Source organism: Halarcobacter anaerophilus (assembly GCF_006459125.1).
In the GTDB taxonomy this organism is placed as follows: domain Bacteria; phylum Campylobacterota; class Campylobacteria; order Campylobacterales; family Arcobacteraceae; genus Halarcobacter; species Halarcobacter anaerophilus.
In genome coordinates, this window is the sequence record NZ_CP041070.1 from 2436249 (window position 1) to 2454559 (window position 18311).

Genomic DNA, 18311 nt, shown 5'->3' on the forward strand with positions numbered 1-18311 from the left:
CATCAGGTTCCTTTATAAAACAAAACTTTTTTAAGTTCATCTAAATGATAAAAGAAGATAGTTTTAAAGGCAAAAGTTACTCTTGTCTTTTTCTCTACACTTGTATCCAATATGTTAAAAGTGAAGGTTTTTCCTTCTTCACTTTTAGTTTCAAAAGTTATTTGAACGGGTTTTAACGTTCTTATCATATTCATTGCTGCTTTATACTCTTTTGGAGTAACTCCGTCAAGCATATCACCGTTTTTTTCTTCTCTTCTAATAGCTTCAAAAAGTGCCGTCAAAGTATCTTTGTATATTGACTTGCTTAAAACAACTCTTGCTTTTGAAGTATGAAATGCTCCACTTTGATTAAGCAGTGGATTTGGTTTTTGTTCTCTTATCTCTTCAACCATAGTCAAAAAAAAGTTGCTGCCTCCCAAAATTTCAGAATATTGGATAAACTGCTCATGTAAATCTTTTTTTGACTCTTTATCTAATTTATTAAAATCCATAAAACTCCGTTCTATTTTCTTGTATATTTTATCAATTGACCTTTGAAAACTTTAGATAAATACTCTTCGGTTTTTTTAGGTTTAAACTGCATAAATGAAAAACCTAAAGATACCATTGTTTTGCTAAACTTTGCATGATTTCCTCTTCCTGGATCCGAAATTATAATTTCACATTTGTCTTTTGCATGTTTGTTAATAAAATTTGACAACTCTTTTATATGCCATCTCTCATATAAAATATCACTTCCCACTATCAAATCAAACTTTCCTAAATGGTCAGTGTTGTCAGTCCAGCTTGTTCGTTCAAAAGGAATTTTTTTTAAATGGTTTAATTTGGTGTTTTCATTTAAAAAACTCTCCACATCAGGGTTATAATCAGTTGCTGTGATATCCGCTTTTTTACTGTTTAAAAGATGGCTTGTTAAAGCAATCCCACATCCTATTTCTAGTATTCTTTTACTCTCCACATCATAATTTTCCATATAATGAGCTAAAACTTTTGAAGCAGGCCAAACTACACCAAATAAAGACCAAGTTGCCGATGATATTCCATACTCATTTAACTCCTGCTCTTTTTCACTATCATATTGTTGTCTATCACGAAGGGTTTTTAAGTGAATATCAATATTATTAAATTCATACGTATTGTATTTTACACGAATTGTGCTCATTTTTAAATCCTTTATTTAATCAATAAATAAAGTTAAATTGTTCTATTAAGAAGAATAAAAAATCAAAAGATATTAATTAAAGTTTTACCCATTATATATTTAATAACTTAATTTAACTTGACTTAAGTAAAAGATATAGATTTAAAGAGATTAAAAAGCAGAAAAACTCTCAATTAAACTATTTAGTGCAAAAAATACATAAGTAATAGAAAGTTTTATCTACTATTTATCAAAGAAGAAATAGACTTTTATAAAACTTTGGAGTAATTTATGAGATTAGTTTTACTTATAATACTTTTTACATTTAGTCTAAATGCAACTACATTTACCGATATGTATAAAAGAGATATTCAGATTAAAGATAATAAAAAAATCGTATGTTTAGGTCCCGGTACTTTAAGACTTGTAACTTATATGCAACTACAAAACAGACTTTTAGGCATTGAAAAAAGTGAATTTAGATTTAGTGTTAATTCTCCTTATAGTTTAGCTTTAGATAAAGATTTTATAAAAACTCTTCCCGTAATAGGTCAAGGAGGTCCCGGAAAAATGCCCAACCTTGAAACACTTATTACTTTAAAACCTGATATTATTTTCAGTTCTTTATTATCAAAAGAGCAAATTCAGCTAATCCAAGAGAAAACAAAAGTTCCCGTCGTGGCACTAAGTTACGGTTCAACTTACGGAGGGAATAATAAAAACCAAAGTAAACTTGAAGCAGTAAAAGACTCTTTGAAACTTATCGGGAAAATCATGAATAAAGAAAAAAGAGCCAAAGAGTTAATCTCTTTTATGAAGGAAGAGGAGAATAAACTAGCAAAAATTTCGATTGACGATAAAGCAATTTATGTAGGCGGTGTAGCATACAAAGGACTTCACGGCATTACAAGTACAGAGAGTGATTATCCCGCTTTTTTGCTTTTAAATATTAAAAACAGAGTATTAAAAGATCATATCGGACACGCTTTTATAAATAAAGAGACTCTTCTTGAATTTAATCCCGAAGTTGTTTTTTTAGACTCTATTAGTAAAAAAATCGTTTTAGAAGAGATAAAAAAGGATAGTGTAATTTTTAATCATATAAAAGCTTTTAAAAAGAAAAATATTTATTGGTTATATCCAAGCAATTTTTATAATACTAATATTGAAAATATCTATATAAACAGTTGGCTAATTGCCTCATATTTTGGAAATAACATAAATATGGATTTGGTTAAAAAAAGAGTTTACAAAGCATTTTTAGGAAAAGATATAGATTCACATGTACAGTAAAAAGTTATATTCAAAAGAGAAATTATCGGCAATATTTTTTTTATTTTTATTTTCACTTCTTTTAATCTGGGTTTCACTTATAAGTGGGAATGACGGTGTTGTTTTTAGCGATACCCTTAAACTTTTTGAAGCAAAAGGAAGTTTTTCAATAATAGTTTTTGAGATAAGAGTTCCAAGAACTTTGGCAGCTTTTTTTGTGGGTGCGGCACTTGGCCTTTCAGGAGCTATGATGCAAGCTGTTTTAAAAAATCCTTTGGCTTCTCCTTTTACTTTGGGTATTTCTCAAGCTAGTGCTTTCGGAGCTAGTTTTGCAATAATTGTTTTACAGTCTTATTCCGTATCATCTTCATACGGTGCCGGTTTTTTAACTGCCATTTTCGCTTTTGCTTCAAGTATGATAAGTACTTTATTAATAGTCTCTTTGGGTAAAAGAGCTAATATGAGTGCCGAATCTTTGATTTTATTCGGTGTTGCTTTAGGGGCTTTTTTCTCTGCTTTTACTATGTTATTACAATATTTTGCAGATGATACGGATGCGGCTGCTACACTTTTTTGGACTTTTGGAGATTTATCAAAAGCCGATGCAAATTCTATTTTACTTATCTCTTCTGTTTTACTTATTGCTTTGCTTTTATATTTTAAAATATTTTGGAAATTTGATGCTTTGATGTTAGGTGAAGAGAGCGCAAAATCTCTTGGAATAAATACCCAGAATTTACGTTTAAGCTCTATGATTATAGCTTCTCTTTTAAGTGCTATTAGCGTATGTTTCTTTGGTATAATCGGTTTTGTAGGACTTATTGCTCCGCATATTATAAGACTTTTGATAGGAAATTCCCATAAATATATTCTTCCTTTTTCTGCTTTAAGCGGTGGAGCCTTACTTCTTTTAGCCGATATTGTCTCAAGAACTATTATGCTTCCCGTAACTATTCCTGTGGGAATTATTACTTCTATGCTAGGAGCTCCTCTATTTTTGTACTTCTTATATAAAAGGAGTTCTAAATGTTAGAGATAAAAGATTTAAACGTAAAACTAAAAAAAGAGACTCTTTTAGAAGATATAAATTTAAAACTTCTTTCAGGTGAATTAAATATTATAATAGGACCAAACGGTGCCGGGAAAAGTACTTTTTTAAAATCTCTTATAAAGATAGTCGATATTTATAAAGGAGAGATTTTTTTAGATAATAGAAACCTAACAAAAAGTTCTATAAATGAACTTTCCAAAGATATAGCTTATATGGCTCAGTTTAATCAAAACTCAAATTTAAATACTATAGATGTTTTGGAAATTTCAAGAAGAAAACACAGTGGATTTACGCTAAAAAACAAAGACCATGATTTAATAGAAGAGATTATAAAAGAGTTTGAACTTCAAAAGTTTTTACATAGAAATATTGATACTTTAAGCGGTGGAGAAAGACAAAAAATTTTTTTGGCAGCTGCTATTATACAAGAACCCAAAGTTCTCCTTTTGGACGAACCCATTTCACATCTTGATCCTAAAAATCAAATTGAGATGTTGGAAATTATAAAAAGAAAAACAAAAGAGAACAACTTTATTACTATTACTGTTTTACATGATTTACAAAATGCTTTGCACTATGCAAATAAAATTATAATGCTGAAAAACAAAAGAATTATAGATTTTCAAGACTCTTTAAATGTAGATGAGAAGATGGTCTCCAAACTTTTTGAGATACCTTGCAAACTTTTTTGGCAAGAAGGGCATCCTTTTTCATTTTTCGGTCACAGCCATGATGAACTTCATAAAAACAGACATTCACATAAAAAGGAAAATAATGATACTTGATGAATTAAAAGAAAAAGCACTTAAAAGTATAGAAAAAAACAAATTGACTTTAGAGAGTTTTCATTTAGGAGAACTGTTTACTTATGTTTTGGTAAAAAATCAAAACAGAAGCGCAAAAGGAGTCGCTCTTACTCCACTTAACGAAGGAGAACTTTTAGAAAAAGATTTTAACTCTTTAGAAGAGATATTAGAAGAGAAAAGTTTCAATCCTGCTTCAAGGGCAATTGCCTTAGCAGCTATAAATGCCGTGGGACAATATGAGTTACAAGAACAAAATCTAGATTTAAAGAAAGATCTAAGAGAAGAAGGATTTAAACTTATTTTAAAGAACAGCCAAGAAAAAGATAAAATAGTTTTTATCGGAAATTTAAGACCTTTGGTTAAAAAATTAAGAGAAAATTCAAGAGATGTAACTGTATTTTGTAGAATGAAAGTTGAACCTCAAAACGGTGTTTACAATGATATTTTTGAATATGAAGCCGTAAACAACGCCGATATAGTGATTATAACCGGAGCAGCCTTGATAGGTTCAACTATTGATGCTTTGCTAAAATTTACTTCAAAAGCAAAAATGGTGATGATTTCAGGATTCTCCGTAGGTCTAAATCCTGTTTGGCTAAAAGGTACGGGAATAACCCATGTGGCAAGTCTATATCTGGATGATTCTTCAAAAGAAGAGATTGAGAAAGATGAATTAGAAAATATTTTTGAAAACAGATGTTATATTCAAAAAATATAGAGAGTAAAAAGGGAAAACCTTTCTACTCTTTTCTAAATTTTTTCTGATTTACATTATCTATAATATTTTTTGCAATATTAGAAGTATCAATCGAAACTTGGTGCGTATGAGTTGCTACACTAGCATTTTCCTGTGTTCTTCTATCTAGATTTGCAACTGCGTCATTTATCTGTTCTATTCCTTGTTGTTGCTCTTTTGAAGCACTTTCAACATGAGAGATAAGCTCTGTTGTTTTATTTATATTTTCATTTAATTTTGTATAACCTTCAATCATTTCATCGGCATTCTTTTTACCTGTATCGGCTTTAAGCGTAGCATTTTCAACTAAAGCTTTAATCTCTTTTGCAGCTTCCGCACTTCTTGCTGCTAGGTTTCTTACTTCTTGGGCTACTACTGCAAAACCTTTTCCTGCTTCTCCTGCCGTTGCCGCTTCTACTGCCGCATTTAAAGATAATATATTTGTTTGAAAAGCTATTTGGTCGATTACCGTTATTGCTTCTGCAATAGCTGTTGTTTGTTCATTTATCTCATTCATTGATTCTACTGTTAGTTTCGCAAGATTTTGTCCTTGGTTAATTGATTGAAGAAGAGTATTTGAATATCCCGCCATTTTTGAAATATTTTCTGTAGTTTCGGCTATTGTTGACGTAATCTCTTCAATTGAAGCAGAGGTCTCTTCCAAAGAAGCAGCTGTTTCATTAGATGATTTATTAAGTATATCTACATTTTCCAAAAGCTGTTTTGCATTGTTTTCCAAGGTAGTTCCCAATTTATAGTTTTCCCTTAACATTTCATTGATTATATCGCATAAACCGTTTAATCCTTTTGAAATTTTACCTTTTGGATTTTCTATATCATTTACAAAGTCAAATTTTGAGTAGTTGTCAAGTGCTAGAAGAATAGTATTTATATTGTTATGAACATTTCCTCTTATTACTGTAATCATCTCATTTAATATATTTCTTAACTCATTAAGAGAAGCGTTTGAGGATTCTTTTACCACTTGTACATCAAGATTCCCCTCTTTTATCTCATTTACTACTTTTTTTACATCTTCAATTAGTATTCTATCTTGGTCAATTCCTTTTTCAACACTTTGAATCTCCGTATTAATTTTTGAAGCCATATTTCCAAATTCATCGTTTGTTTTTATACTCAATAGTTGAACACTCTTTTTCTCACCTTTTAAGTATTCAAAAAATGCAAAAAGCCCTCTTTCAAGTTCACTTAAAGGAGTCAATAATTTTCTTAATACAAAATATATAAAACCTAATATGGCTGCAAGAAGAACAATATAAAGAAAAATATCAAAAATAATACTTTTTTTAATATTTGCAAAAATAGTATCTTTTTCTATTTCAACAATCAAATACCATGAAGACAGAGGAATTTTACTGTATGAAATAAGTTTAACCACTCCGTTATCTTTTGCTTCTGAAAATTTTGTATTCTCTTTTGTTTTGATTGCTTTAAAAATTTCACTATCTTTATTTATAAGTTTTTTGTTTTTATGTATTAAAATTTTTCCTTCATTTGATAGAAGGTAAGCAAAACCTCCTTCTCCTAATTTTAGGTTTAATACCTCGTTTACTACCGTATCCAAAAAGATATTTGCTCCCACAACTCCTATTAATTTTCCTTCTTTTTCAACAGGAGCAAAAAGAGTTATTACTAATCTTTTCGTATTACTATCGGCAAAAGGTTCGGTAACGCCTTTTTCTTTAATTTTTAAAGCTTTTTTATACCAAGGTCTGAGTCTTGCATCATAATTCATTGTTGCAACACTTTTAAAAGTACCGTCAAATCTTATTAAATCTCCGCTGTCTTGTAAACCGAAATACATACTTGCAAAATTACCCGATTGTTTTCCTGCCATTAATTTATCGACTAAAACCTTATTTTCTATGGTTAGATTGTTATTTTCAATCATATTTGCAACAGAAGATACTACTTGCATTTTAGATGTTAAATATTCATTGATAAACTTTGACGTTTGTTGAGATATTTGTAACTGGTCGTGTTTGACCAAATCATACTGTGCTTCGAACTCATTTGTTGCATTATAAAAACCCAAAATAAAAAATGAGCAAGAGATACCAATAAGCAAAGGTATTAAAAGTTTTGATTTTAAACTTACTACTTTCATAACAATCCTTTAAATTTTTTTTGTTATTTTAGTATTATAAAATGTCATTAAGATGTTAAAATTAAAAAATTTAATTATTTTTTTAACTTTCAAACAATTTTATAGAAAAACAGGCTCCTTTATATTTCTCTTTTTCATATTCAAACTCTTCATTATAAGCTTGAATAGAACCTTGATGTCTTTCTCTGATAATCTTATCACTCATTGAAAGTCCCAACCCTGTACCTACGGATTGATGTTTCGTAGTAAAATAAGGTTCAAAAATTCTATTTATTACCGCTTCTTCTATTCCTCCTCCGTTATCAAAAATTTTTATCTCAATAGCTTTATTCTCTATTTTCTTTGTAGAGATAAAAATAAGACGTCGCTGTTTTGCCTCTTCTATCTCTTTTAATTTATCTTTTGCATTATTTATTATATTTATAAAAGCTTGACTTAATTCATTTTTATTTCCCTTAATTGTAAGATCCTCATCAAGCTGTTCAATAATTTCAATATAATTACTTTTTATAGCGGCTTTTGTCAAAGTTATTGCACTTAAAATAGAGTCTTTAATACTCATCGGCAGATAATGTATATCGACTTTTATAAAATTTCTAAAATCATCAATTGTTTTTGAAAGATAATCTGCTTGTTGAACTACTTGATTTGAGAACTCTTTTATTTCACTTTCAGTGATTTCCATTTTCATATCGGCTTTTAAAGATAATCCCGTAGCACTTGTCGTAATTATACTTAAAGGTTGTCTCCATTGATGGGCAATATTTCCAAGCATCTCTCCCATTGCCGCAAGTTTAGATTGAGACTCCAAAAGTTTAATAGATGTTATATCTTTGGAAGTTAAAAGAAGCTGTGTTTTATCGGGCATTAACGTTACAGTCATTTTTGTTGAAAGTTTTTTATCGTCTTTTCCTATACACAGTTTTTCAAAATGGTCGATAAAACCTTTTTTAAATATTTTTTTAAAAAGTTTCTGCATCTCTTCTTGATTCTCTTTAGGAATAAGTATTAAAAAAGATTTAGCTAAGAGCTCTTTTTTTTCATATCCCAGCATATTAAGATATGCACTGTTTATATCTATAAAATTTAAATCCTTATCTAAAATTGCAATTCCGTCTTTACTGTACATAAAAACTGCTTCAAACTCTTCCTTTTTTTTCAATATCTCTTTTTTTGAAGCATATAACTCTTTATTTATTCGATTTATCTCTCTGTTTTTATTTTTTAGTACGCTATATCTCCATACTCCTAAAAAAATTATAGCCGCTATTGCTATTAAGACTTTATAAACAAAATCATAATTTATAACTTTTTTTATTTTTACTTCTGTCCAGTTATTCAAAATCGAGTCTATTTTAACTTGTGAAAGGGTATTTATTGATTTTTGTAAAACAGAAAAGAGTAAGAAGTCCTCTTTTACTGAAGCAACGCTAAGCTGTAAAGGTTTTAACAATCTTCCGATTATTTTCAAATCACTATTTGAAGCTTTGGCAATATAAAATTTTGCAATAGGATATAAAGTCAAGTGTACGTAAACTTTGTTTTGTTTTACTAATTCAAGCCCTTCGTCTATACTATTTACGCTTATTATTTGTATTGAAGGATATTTCTTTTTAAGCTGCTTTACTAAAGAAGTGTATGAAACTATTGATACTTTTTTCCCTTTCAGTTCGGAAATATCAGAAAAAAACTCTTTATCTTTTTTACCTATTGCCACGTAAGGAATACTTAAATAGGGTTTTGTAAGATTATAAATTTTTTTATTTTTTTCAGAATATTCAACTGTAGGAATAAACTCGCAGTGTTTGGTCTGTAAAGCTTCAAAAGTCTCTTTTAAATTTTTTGTTTTTACTAATTGAAAATCTAAATTCGTCTTATATTTTAATTCATTGATAATATCAGAGACTATTCCTTGGGGTTGATTATTTTCAATTCCGCTTAGAGGAATAAAATTAGGAAATAGACACATTTTTATTATCTCTTTTTGATCTAAATATTTTTGTTCTTGAAAATTAAATATTGATTTGCCTATTATCCCGCTTCCAAACCATTTTTTCTGTAAATTTTCAATATCTTCAATATTTGTATTAAGATAGGCTTTGTTTAAAATAGAAATTAGTATTGAGTTTTTTTTCAAAGTCGCAAAATAGTATTTATCTAAATGTTCGTCATTCTCTTCAATTATGTCGTTAGCAACTTTTATATTTCTAAAGCCATACTTTTTTATATAATACCTTGCTATATTTTTATCACTAATAATTGCATCTATTTTACCTAAAGACAGAGCATTTAATTTCTCTTCCAAGTTTTTAAAATAGAGCTTCTTTATATCCTTATATTTATTTGCTAAATTCTCTTCCAGCCACCCTTTTGATACACCTATTTTTTTGTTTTTCAAATCACTAAAAGTTATTGTATCTTTATTTGTTTTTCTTACAACAAAAGCATTTTCACCTACTAAATAAGGAAAAGAGAATTTAAAAACCTCTTCTCTTTTTGAGTTTTTATAGATTGTATGCATCAAATCTAACTTGCCGTTTTTAAAATCTTTTAATAACTGCGTCCAAGGTCTTGTTACATACTCAACTTGCAAATCTAAACTTTTTGCCAAGATATTTAACAAATCTATAGAGTATCCAATAGCAATTCCTTCAACATTAAAATCCATAGGTTCATAATCAAATTCATTTGAAGCAGTAATTATTTTTTTATTTTTTATATATGAAATTTCTTCTTTAGTTAAATATTTTTTTATATTTGGATTTATTTTCAAATCAACTTGATTTGATGCAAAAGAGAAAGATAAGAGCAGACTCAAAAGTAAAAATTTAGCCATCTTAAATCCATTTTAATATAAAGATATATGCTTCTCTTGGTATTACACCGTTAATTATTATACTACAGAAACATACTTAATTTACAAATTAAGTGAAAAAACTAATTTGTTGAAAAACTCCTTTTATTTTTATAATCAAAATAGAAATAAAAGGATTCTTCCAATAAAATTATTAAAAACTAAAGAGGTTTTAATATGACAATGTTAGGATATAAAATTATAGGAGAAGGAGAAAAAAAAGTAATAATTCTTCATGAGTTAATGGGAGACCACAGAAATTATGATTCTTCTGTCTTTTATTTTGATAAAAAAAACTTTAGTTATATCTTTATTGATTTAAGAGGTTACGGATTGTCAAAGAATATAAAAGGAGAGTATAGCTGCGATGAAGCTTCAAATGATGTTAAAAATCTTCTTTTAAAACTAGATATTAAAGAGTATTTTCTAGTAGCCCACTCTATGTCGACAATGATTGCCCAGAAAATTGCTTTAATTGATAAAAGAGTAAAGAAACTGCTTCTTATCACTCCTATTTCAGCTGCGGGAATAAAAATGAAAGAGAGTGCAAAAAACAAACTTTTGGAAGAGATGCAAGAGAATAGAGGGAAAATAGAAGAGATTGTAAACAGTTCAAGTAAAAGATATAATCAAACATGGAGAGATTACAGAATCAAGCTGGCTTACGAATCCTCAACGTTAGAAGCAAGGGTAGGATATATGAAAATGTATTTAAATACCGACTTTTTAGAAGAAGCTTATGAAAATATTGATATTCCTATAAAAATTATTATAGGAGATTACGACTTCCCCGTATTTTCTATGAATCAAGTAAAAAAAAGTTTTTCAAAATATAAAGATGTACAAATAGAAGAGTGTAAAGAATCGGGACACTATGCAATGCTTGAAACGCCTGTACTTTTTGCTTCAAAACTTGAAACTCTTTTAAAAAGCTGATATTGCTTATTATAAGTGCCAAAAGAATATAATTCTGCAAAAAATTTAATTTTTAGGATTTAATACAATATGACAAAACAACTTTTCCCTTTAGCCTTGGGAGGCTTAGGAATAGGTACGACAGAGTTTGTTGTTATGGGACTTTTACCTGATATAGCAAATAATATTGACGTTACTATCCCTGTAGCAGGTCACCTAATTTCATCTTATGCTCTAGGAGTAGTAATAGGAGCGCCTGTTTTAGTAGCTCTTAGTGCAAAGTTTGCACCCAAACATATTTTAATAGCTTTAATGATTTTATTTACAGTTTTTAATTTTCTCTCTACTATTGCACCTGATTATTATACTCTTATACTTTCAAGATTTTTAAGCGGTCTTCCTCACGGTGCCTTTTTCGGAGTAGGAACCGTAGTTGCCGCAAAACTTGCAAAAGAGGGAAAATCCGCCCAGGCAATAGCCTCAATGTTCACGGGGCTTACTTTGGCAAACCTGGCAATGGTTCCCGTAGTTACTTTTGTAGGTCATCATCTTCACTGGAGATACGCCTTTGCTATAGTCTCTCTTATAGGAATATTCACTATTTTCTTTTTATATAAATGGCTGCCCGAACAAAAACCTCTTAGAACAATAACCTTTAAAGAGGAGTTGGAATTTTTTAAAACCATCAAAGCTTGGCATATTTTAACTATCGTTGCAATAGGTTTTGCAGGACTTTTTTCCTGGTTTAGTTATATTGCTCCTCTTTTAATTCATGTAACGAATTTTGAAGCAGGTAGTGTCTCTTATTTGATGGTTGTTGCAGGAGCTGGAATGGTTGTAGGAAATGTTATAGGAGGATATTTAGCCGATAGAAAAAGTCCCGTTAAAACCTTGATTTTTCTTTTATCTATGATGACAATATCTTTATTGTTAATATTTTTTCTATCACAGAGTAAAAGTATTTCCGTATTTCTTACTTTTATTTGCGGAACTTTAGCTATGGCTTTAAGTTCTCCTATAAATATGGTTATGTTAAAAAGTGCAAAACACTCTGCAATGCTTGCAGCTGCTTTTTTACAAGCGGCATTTAATGTATCAAATACTTTAGGAGCATTTTTCGGAGGTTTGCCTTTGGTTTTCGGATTAAATTACAATTATCCGGCACTTGTAGGAGCTTCTATGGCTATGATCGGTGTAGTTTTATGTGTTTTATTTTTAAAAAGATATAATGAATAGATGATTTTAAGAGTAGGAACCTTTAACCTTTTTCAGTTTTGTGCCCCTCCTTATGCTTGGTATATAAAAAAAGATAAATTTGACAAGCAGCAGTGGGAAGAGAAAAAAGAATGGATAAAAAATAAAATCCAAAAAATGAATTGTGAAATAATCGGTTTTCAAGAGATTTTTTCCCAAGATGAATTAGAAAAATTGGTAAAAGAGTTAGGCTTTGAATATTTTGCAACAGTTGACAAACCTAAAGTTGACGAAAAAAGAAAAGTTTTTACCTCAACAACGCTAGCTTTAGCTTCAAAATATCCTATAAAAGAGATTCAAAAAGTAAAACCTCACGGACAAAGTATTATCAAACACAGATTTGAAGGTCATTTTAGATTTTCAAGATTTCCTATAAAAGCTTTGATTACTCTGCCGAATAACTTAAATATAACCGTTTACGTAAACCATTTTAAATCAAACAGGTTAAATGAGTTTGAATATATATTTAATAAAAAAAGCACTTTAAAGCAGAAAAAACTAAAAGTAAAAGAGGCTTTGGAAAAGAATTACTCGCCCTCTCTTAAACAAAGACTTTGTGAGACTTCATCTTTATATTATGATTTTAAAAAAACTAAAAGTGCAATAATCTGTTTATGTGATTTAAACGATAAAGAATACTCTTTGTCAATTGAGGCTTTAACAAACAGTGCTTATCATCAAAATTTGGATAAAAACTTCTATTTGCTCTATGACAGTTACTATTTATGGGATAAAAAAGTTTATAATCCTCATCCCGAAAAAAAGCAGCAAAGAGTTCCAACAAGTTATTACCAAGGTTTTGGAAATGTAATTGATTATATTTTTGTTTCAAAACATTTTAATAAAAAAAGCAAAAGTTCTATCGGTGAAATTGAGTCTTATGAGGTATTTGATGAACACTTAAGAAATACTCCCGACGGAAGTTTACTTCAAAGCGATCACGCAGCCGTTGTTTGCCAGATTGCGTTTAAATAATCTCTTTTAAAGATTTATTCAATTTATACGCCCAGACTTTATAGGCTTTTTGCCCTAAATGAAGTCCGTCTGTAGTAAGTTCCTCTTTTAAAAGCTTTTTTTCATTTTCAAAAGCTTCATTTATATCAAGGAAAAGAATATTTTGTTTTTTACAATACTCTTTCAAAAGTTTATTAAAAGTAAGAACTTTTTTATTTACTGAAGGCATTTGCGTTATGAAAATTGCATTTACGACTATTTTTATATGGGAAGTTTCCAGTTTTTTTAATATCTTTTTATAATTTTCATAAACATCTTCCATAGGAGTTGAAATACATAAATCATTTACACCTATCATCAAAACTACGACTTTGGGTTCTATTTCCAAAACAGCATCTACTCTTTTTAAAACACTGCTTGTTAAGTCTGCTTCTACGCCTAAATTTACTATATGTTCTTCTTTTAAAAGAGTTTTCCAGTCTCCTCTGTTTATTAAAGAGTCTCCAAGGAAAACAATATCTATATTTTTTTTCATGAAAGTGCTTTTAAAACTGCTGCATTGGCATGAATTTCTGTTGTATCAAAAATAGGGATATCCACATAACCTTGTTTTATAAGCATTGATATTTCCGTACAACCTAAAATTACACCTTCACACTCTTCCTCTTCTTCTAATCTTTTTATTATCTTTATGTACTCATCTCTTGAATCTTTGTTACAAATTCCCAAACAAAGCTCTTTATATATTACTTTATGAATAATATCTTGCTCTTTTTCATTTGGAATTACGACTTCTATATCAAATTTTTCTTCAATTCTATTTTTGTAAAAATCTTCCGTCATCGTAAATTTAGTTCCTAAAAGAGCAACTTTTTTTATCTCTTTTTCAACTAAAACTTCACCTGTAGCATCTGCAATATGAAGAATCGGTATATCAATATTTTTTTCTATTTGGGGAACGACTTTGTGCATTGTATTTGTACAAATAATCAAAAAATCCGCTTTTGCATCTTGAATTGCTTTTGCTTCATTTGATAAGATAACAGCAGTTTCATCCCACAAAGAGCTATGCTGAAACTTCTCAATCTCTTCAAAATCTACACTTGAAAGAATAATTTTAGCACTATGCAGACCGCCAAGTTTCTCTTTTATTCCTTCATTTAACAGTTTATAATATGTAGCAGTACTCTCCCAACTCATACCGCCTAACATTCCAATTTTTTTCATAATCTCTCCAATATATAGTTTAATCCTAGATTCTAGAATTATTATATCTTCTTAATAAATCTTGCGGAAAATTGGCTTAATTGCAGGTTTAGAGCAGGAGATAAAATAACAAAAAAGATTAAGATGTTAATTATCGTCCCAAAAAATAAATAAATTTATTGTGCTACAGCTTTTGAAGTATCATAAACTAACTCGTAAAAATTGTTATTATTGAATTCAAACTCGGTAATAACTTCAAGTCCTAGTTTTCTTACATGTGCTTCATATGATCTTTTATTTATTTTATTGATAAAAGTTACAAGTATAGGATATCTTTTGTTCATCTCTTTTCTTGCGAATTCAAAAATATCTTTAAAAAGTCCTGTTCCTCTGTACTCTTTATCTATACATATGGGTCCGTATTGATATGAATTTTCAAAAGTTAATTTTTTGCCTTTGTACTCTAAAGTATCTAAAAAACTTGCCATATATTCAAACATAGGCCACTGAATCCAATATTGCCATGAAGCACACATTACGTAAGAGACGACTTTTTTATCATCAAGAGCTATAAATACACCTTGCAATTCAATCAAATCTCTTATTTGATCAATTGAAAAAGGAGTAGTCACAAAACCGTCTTCTTTTTCATCATCATTTAAATTTGTCACTAGATTTTTTGCTTGTAATTCTAAAATTCCGTCTATATTTTCTTCTGTTGCTAAAGTATACTCTATCACTATATAATCCTTAAAAAATAATATAATAATAGCTAAAAAGAGCCTAAAAAGATAAAACTTTTTGTTTAGTTTTTATATTCTGTTTAAGCCCTCTTTTGTCAACTTATAGACTGTAGGAGCTAGTTTTTCTATAAAAGTTTTATGGTGAGAAACTATAATCATAGATTTTTTTATTGAGTTTAAAATATCTATAATTCTTTTTTCTGCATCTTCATCCAAAGCATTTGTAGGTTCATCTAAAAGTAAAATTCTGGGTTTTGTAATCAAAATTCCCGCAAGAGCAACTATTTTTTGTTCTCCTCCGCTTAGATCATAAATATTTCTGTTTTCCAAATGGGAAATTCCAAGCTCTTCTAGCATAGAACAGGCTTTTAAATAAGCTTCATCTTTTTTTTCACCCTTTGCCCTAAGAGCAAACATCACATCTTCAATTACCGTAGGACATAAAAAATGATCATTTACGTCTTGGGGCAAATATCCTATATCACTTCTATAAATTTTAAAATCTTTTAAAGAGTTCATTTTTTCATGGAAAAGAGAAATCTCTCCCGAACTTTGTTTCATAAGTCCTACTATAATTTTAAGCAGTGAACTTTTTCCGCTTCCGTTTGCACCTATTATTGCGACTTTTTCTTCATGGGAAACATCCAAAGTTACATTTTTAAAAACCTCTTTTGAAGAATTACTGTAAGTAAGCTCTTTTAGATTTATTGAACAACTCAAACTACTACCTCTTTTACATATAAAACACATACCAAAAATATCAAACCCACATCATGCAGACTTAAACTTGAGCTGCTGATTAAATAGATTTTTCCGTTAAATCCTCTGAGTTTAAAAGAGTCTTGCAAGGCTTGCGCTTTTTTTATTGATTTTACAAAAATATGCCCAAACAGATTTCCATAAGTTTCATAAGCAAAAAGAGAAGAGTTTGCTCTAAAACCTCTGGCTCTTAAAGTCTGTTTTATTTTTTTAAACTCGTCAGTTAAAGTCTGTATCATTTTTAAAGAAAAATAGACAGAACTTACAAACTCTTTTGGAAATTTTAATTCATTTAATGCTCTTACTATATCATAACCACTTGATTTTGAAAAGAGTAAAAGATTAAAAAGAATAATCATATTCGTACGAATATAGATATTTATACCGTTTTGAACATCGCCTTGCAGTATCAAAAAAACAAACAACATTCCTATAAAAAAGTTTAGGAAAAAAAGTTTTTTTAGAATAGTTAAAATATTTTTATATTCATAAAAAGCGGCAAAAATAATCGGAAGCAAAAAAAGCAGTTCTGCTTTATTGAAACTTACGATTATAGAGTATAAAAGCGCTGATATTAGAATAATTGAAGAGTTAAATCTGCTCACTTTTTAATTCTCTTTAATCCTAAAAATATAAGTGCCAGAAGAAAAGCTGCAAACAAGCCTTCCAAAAGATTATGTGACTGGATTTTCTCTTTTTCATGTTTTAGATTTTTTACTTCAAACTCACTTTGTGCAGCATGACCTCCCAAAGCTTCAACTTTTATAAGAAGTTTAGCTTTAGGATTTTTTACTATATATTCACCCTCTTTGTTTGTAAGTCCCTCTTCAATTAGATTATTTTTATCATCAAAAACGGTAACTTTACACTCATTACAATAACTTCCCGAAGCAAAATAAGCCGAAGCTATAACTTTTGAATCTTCATCATAAACAAAAAGATTTAGTTTATGGGCAAAAAGCGAACTAAAAAGAAAAAAACTTAGAATAAATATTCTCATAAATTAACCTCTTTTAACAATTCAGGGCTGGATTTTTTTAAATAATTTATTAAAAACAGTGTAATAACACCCTCTATAAACATAGCAGGTACATTTGCCAAAAATATCGTAACAGAAGCATATAAATACTCTTTTTTCGACAAACTTAAAATCAATGCCAAAAGAAAAGTCGATAATAAAACAGGAAAAAATCCAATAGCAAAATATTTTATTTTTTCACTCAATCTATCAAACCAACCTTTTTTTACGACTAAATACGTAATATATGCAGGCAAAGACATTATTATAACATTTGCACCAAGAGAGGTTATCCCTCCGTATCCAAGAAGTACAGCTTGAAATAAAAGTGCTATTAAAATACTTAAAAAAACACAAGGTCCTATTAATATTCCTATTATTCCTATTAAAATAAGATGAATCTGGGTGGGTCCTAAAGGAATATGAATAAAGGAAGCTATAAAAAATACCGCACTCATAGCAGATACAAGCGCAATATTTTTACTCTTTAAATTTTTAAGTGAGTATATTACCAAACCTGCTGTTATAACAGCAGTGGTAATAGCTACTTCACTTGATAAAATTCCATCAGAAATATGCATTTTTTAATAAGCCTTTACCCAAATCAACGCACCGTTTTCAATCGGGTATTTTTTACCTTTATACTCTTTTTCACCGTTTTCAATAAGTGCTGCAAATCCCCACCAACCTTTGTGATTCATTACAAAAGAGAAAACACCGTTGTCATCTGTTTTTACAACTTGTGTTATATGAGCATCCGTCGGTGCTTTTAATCCAAAATCATTGTAAAGTTCAACTTCAACTTCAGTATTTGGAACCGGTTTACCATTATATACAACTTTTCCTTGAAAAAGATTTCCTGCATACAAACCAAAAGGTTTTGTCAAAGGAATTATTTCATAAGTTAAACCTATTGGCTCATCCCAACCGTCTTCTAAACCGTATGCTGAAACAATAACTTTAGGAACATGAGAGATATATTTGCTCTCTGCGGGTTCAAAATACGGTTGCGGTTGAACATAAAATTTATATACACCCGGTTTTTTTATTTGATAACTGCTTTTCCAAGCTTTATGATCAAATTTTTTTGTCTCTTCAAGGGGAAGAACAGCTTTTTTGTTCTCATAATAGATCCCTTCAGGTTTTTCCATTGTCATACCGTTTTGTTCAAAAGGGTGAATAAACATCGCATTTAAGGTGATTTTTGAGTTTTCCTTTGATGTTACATTGTCTGTTGACGGTAAAAACGTCAAAAAGTGTGCATTTGCAAGTACTGCAAAAATTGCTACAAAGATTAATTTTTTCATGATATCCTCCATTAAAATTGCATTGATTATAAAGGCTTACTTTTTAATATGAAATAAATTATTTTTCTACTTATGCAGTTTTTGCACAAAATAGTAAAGTTTTTTTTACAAAAAATAAAAATAATAATTTTTATTTAATTTTCAAACAGCTAAAATCAACAAACTAA

The 18311-nt window shown here is 29.3% G+C and carries 19 protein-coding genes; 7 read left to right on the plus strand and 12 right to left on the minus strand.

Annotated elements, in window-relative coordinates:
- Positions 1 to 2: 2 nt before the first annotated feature.
- Positions 3 to 491, minus strand: a complete 489-nt coding sequence (locus tag AANAER_RS12150) for a hypothetical protein (protein ID WP_129082125.1) — start codon at positions 489 to 491, stop codon at positions 3 to 5.
- Between the two features lie 11 nt (positions 492 to 502).
- Positions 503 to 1162: a class I SAM-dependent methyltransferase gene (locus AANAER_RS12155; protein ID WP_129082126.1), complete on the minus strand. Its 660-nt coding sequence runs from the start codon at positions 1160 to 1162 to the stop codon at positions 503 to 505.
- Positions 1163 to 1432: 270 nt separating this feature from the next.
- Here AANAER_RS12155 and AANAER_RS12160 point away from each other — a divergent pair, with 270 nt between their 5' ends.
- Genes AANAER_RS12160 through AANAER_RS12175 form a run of 4 tightly spaced genes read left to right on the plus strand, consistent with a single transcriptional unit; the run spans position 1433 to position 4988 of the window.
- Positions 1433 to 2434, plus strand: coding sequence for an ABC transporter substrate-binding protein (locus tag AANAER_RS12160; protein WP_129082127.1), 1002 nt, complete (start codon positions 1433 to 1435; stop codon positions 2432 to 2434).
- On the plus strand, positions 2424 to 3446 hold the full coding sequence (locus AANAER_RS12165) for a FecCD family ABC transporter permease (RefSeq protein WP_129082128.1): 1023 nt from the start codon (positions 2424 to 2426) through the stop codon (positions 3444 to 3446). Before AANAER_RS12160 ends, AANAER_RS12165 begins: the two co-directional genes overlap by 11 nt.
- Entirely contained in the window at positions 3440 to 4249 is an 810-nt protein-coding gene (locus AANAER_RS12170; protein ID WP_129082129.1) for an ABC transporter ATP-binding protein, read from the plus strand. Before AANAER_RS12165 ends, AANAER_RS12170 begins: the two co-directional genes overlap by 7 nt.
- Positions 4239 to 4988, plus strand: coding sequence for a Rossmann-like domain-containing protein (locus AANAER_RS12175; protein WP_164969347.1), 750 nt, complete (start codon positions 4239 to 4241; stop codon positions 4986 to 4988). The genes AANAER_RS12170 and AANAER_RS12175 overlap by 11 nt, the downstream gene beginning before the upstream one ends.
- Positions 4989 to 5010: 22 nt before the next feature.
- Here the strand turns inward: AANAER_RS12175 and AANAER_RS12180 are convergent, their stop codons facing one another.
- Entirely contained in the window at positions 5011 to 7134 is a 2124-nt protein-coding gene (locus AANAER_RS12180; protein ID WP_129082131.1) for a methyl-accepting chemotaxis protein, read from the minus strand.
- A gap of 82 nt (positions 7135 to 7216) precedes the next feature.
- Positions 7217 to 9970: a transporter substrate-binding domain-containing protein gene (locus tag AANAER_RS12185; RefSeq protein WP_129082132.1), complete on the minus strand. Its 2754-nt coding sequence runs from the start codon at positions 9968 to 9970 to the stop codon at positions 7217 to 7219.
- Between the two features lie 195 nt (positions 9971 to 10165).
- On the opposite strand from AANAER_RS12185, the gene AANAER_RS12190 reads away from it, so the two are divergent.
- The 3 genes from AANAER_RS12190 to AANAER_RS12200 all read left to right on the plus strand — a co-directional run bounded on the left by AANAER_RS12190 (position 10166) and on the right by AANAER_RS12200 (position 13132).
- Positions 10166 to 10924, plus strand: coding sequence for an alpha/beta fold hydrolase (locus tag AANAER_RS12190; protein ID WP_129082133.1), 759 nt, complete (start codon positions 10166 to 10168; stop codon positions 10922 to 10924).
- A 69-nt stretch (positions 10925 to 10993) separates the two neighbouring features.
- Positions 10994 to 12139, plus strand: coding sequence for an MFS transporter (locus AANAER_RS12195; protein ID WP_044417419.1), 1146 nt, complete (start codon positions 10994 to 10996; stop codon positions 12137 to 12139).
- The gene (locus tag AANAER_RS12200) at positions 12140 to 13132 is read left to right on the plus strand and encodes an endonuclease/exonuclease/phosphatase family protein (RefSeq protein ID WP_129082134.1); all 993 of its coding nucleotides are present in this window, start codon (positions 12140 to 12142) and stop codon (positions 13130 to 13132) included.
- Here AANAER_RS12200 and AANAER_RS12205 read toward each other — a convergent pair.
- The 8 genes from AANAER_RS12205 to AANAER_RS12240 form a co-directional block, all read right to left on the minus strand.
- Positions 13125 to 13646 carry a GDSL-type esterase/lipase family protein gene (locus AANAER_RS12205; protein WP_129082135.1) on the minus strand — a complete coding sequence of 174 codons (522 nt, stop codon included), beginning with the start codon at positions 13644 to 13646 and terminating at the stop codon, positions 13125 to 13127. The genes AANAER_RS12200 and AANAER_RS12205 overlap by 8 nt on opposite strands.
- Positions 13643 to 14338, minus strand: a complete 696-nt coding sequence (locus tag AANAER_RS12210) for an aspartate/glutamate racemase family protein (protein ID WP_044417416.1) — start codon at positions 14336 to 14338, stop codon at positions 13643 to 13645. Before AANAER_RS12210 ends, AANAER_RS12205 begins: the two co-directional genes overlap by 4 nt.
- A gap of 155 nt (positions 14339 to 14493) precedes the next feature.
- Positions 14494 to 15057 carry a GNAT family acetyltransferase gene (locus AANAER_RS12215; RefSeq protein ID WP_228711156.1) on the minus strand — a complete coding sequence of 188 codons (564 nt, stop codon included), beginning with the start codon at positions 15055 to 15057 and terminating at the stop codon, positions 14494 to 14496.
- Between the two features lie 72 nt (positions 15058 to 15129).
- Positions 15130 to 15780, minus strand: a complete 651-nt coding sequence (locus tag AANAER_RS12220; protein WP_129082136.1) for an energy-coupling factor ABC transporter ATP-binding protein — start codon at positions 15778 to 15780, stop codon at positions 15130 to 15132.
- Positions 15777 to 16424: an energy-coupling factor transporter transmembrane component T family protein gene (locus AANAER_RS12225; RefSeq protein WP_129082137.1), complete on the minus strand. Its 648-nt coding sequence runs from the start codon at positions 16422 to 16424 to the stop codon at positions 15777 to 15779. The genes AANAER_RS12220 and AANAER_RS12225 overlap by 4 nt, the downstream gene beginning before the upstream one ends.
- Positions 16421 to 16819 carry a hypothetical protein gene (locus AANAER_RS12230; RefSeq protein ID WP_129082138.1) on the minus strand — a complete coding sequence of 133 codons (399 nt, stop codon included), beginning with the start codon at positions 16817 to 16819 and terminating at the stop codon, positions 16421 to 16423. The genes AANAER_RS12225 and AANAER_RS12230 overlap by 4 nt, the downstream gene beginning before the upstream one ends.
- Positions 16816 to 17418, minus strand: coding sequence for a cobalt transporter CbiM (gene cbiM, locus AANAER_RS12235; protein WP_129082139.1), 603 nt, complete (start codon positions 17416 to 17418; stop codon positions 16816 to 16818). The genes AANAER_RS12230 and cbiM overlap by 4 nt, the downstream gene beginning before the upstream one ends.
- Positions 17419 to 17421: 3 nt before the next feature.
- Positions 17422 to 18144, minus strand: a complete 723-nt coding sequence (locus AANAER_RS12240; RefSeq protein ID WP_129082140.1) for a DUF4198 domain-containing protein — start codon at positions 18142 to 18144, stop codon at positions 17422 to 17424.
- Between the last annotated feature and the right edge of the window lie 167 nt (positions 18145 to 18311).

Excerpts from the sequence above, each read along its gene's own strand:
- AANAER_RS12150 (WP_129082125.1), bottom strand. The coding sequence starts at position 491 with ATGGATTTTAATAAATTAGATAAAGAGTCAAAAAAAGATTTACATGAG.
- AANAER_RS12155 (WP_129082126.1), bottom strand. The coding sequence starts at position 1,162 with ATGAGCACAATTCGTGTAAAATACAATACGTATGAATTTAATAATATT.
- AANAER_RS12160 (WP_129082127.1), top strand. The coding sequence starts at position 1,433 with ATGAGATTAGTTTTACTTATAATACTTTTTACATTTAGTCTAAATGCA.
- AANAER_RS12165 (WP_129082128.1), top strand. The coding sequence starts at position 2,424 with ATGTACAGTAAAAAGTTATATTCAAAAGAGAAATTATCGGCAATATTT.
- AANAER_RS12170 (WP_129082129.1), top strand. The coding sequence starts at position 3,440 with ATGTTAGAGATAAAAGATTTAAACGTAAAACTAAAAAAAGAGACTCTT.
- AANAER_RS12175 (WP_164969347.1), top strand. The coding sequence starts at position 4,239 with ATGATACTTGATGAATTAAAAGAAAAAGCACTTAAAAGTATAGAAAAA.
- AANAER_RS12180 (WP_129082131.1), bottom strand. The coding sequence starts at position 7,134 with ATGAAAGTAGTAAGTTTAAAATCAAAACTTTTAATACCTTTGCTTATT.
- AANAER_RS12185 (WP_129082132.1), bottom strand. The coding sequence starts at position 9,970 with ATGGCTAAATTTTTACTTTTGAGTCTGCTCTTATCTTTCTCTTTTGCA.
- AANAER_RS12190 (WP_129082133.1), top strand. The coding sequence starts at position 10,166 with ATGACAATGTTAGGATATAAAATTATAGGAGAAGGAGAAAAAAAAGTA.
- AANAER_RS12195 (WP_044417419.1), top strand. The coding sequence starts at position 10,994 with ATGACAAAACAACTTTTCCCTTTAGCCTTGGGAGGCTTAGGAATAGGT.
- AANAER_RS12200 (WP_129082134.1), top strand. The coding sequence starts at position 12,140 with ATGATTTTAAGAGTAGGAACCTTTAACCTTTTTCAGTTTTGTGCCCCT.
- AANAER_RS12205 (WP_129082135.1), bottom strand. The coding sequence starts at position 13,646 with ATGAAAAAAAATATAGATATTGTTTTCCTTGGAGACTCTTTAATAAAC.
- AANAER_RS12210 (WP_044417416.1), bottom strand. The coding sequence starts at position 14,338 with ATGAAAAAAATTGGAATGTTAGGCGGTATGAGTTGGGAGAGTACTGCT.
- AANAER_RS12230 (WP_129082138.1), bottom strand. The coding sequence starts at position 16,819 with ATGAGAATATTTATTCTAAGTTTTTTTCTTTTTAGTTCGCTTTTTGCC.
- cbiM (WP_129082139.1), bottom strand. The coding sequence starts at position 17,418 with ATGCATATTTCTGATGGAATTTTATCAAGTGAAGTAGCTATTACCACT.
- AANAER_RS12240 (WP_129082140.1), bottom strand. The coding sequence starts at position 18,144 with ATGAAAAAATTAATCTTTGTAGCAATTTTTGCAGTACTTGCAAATGCA.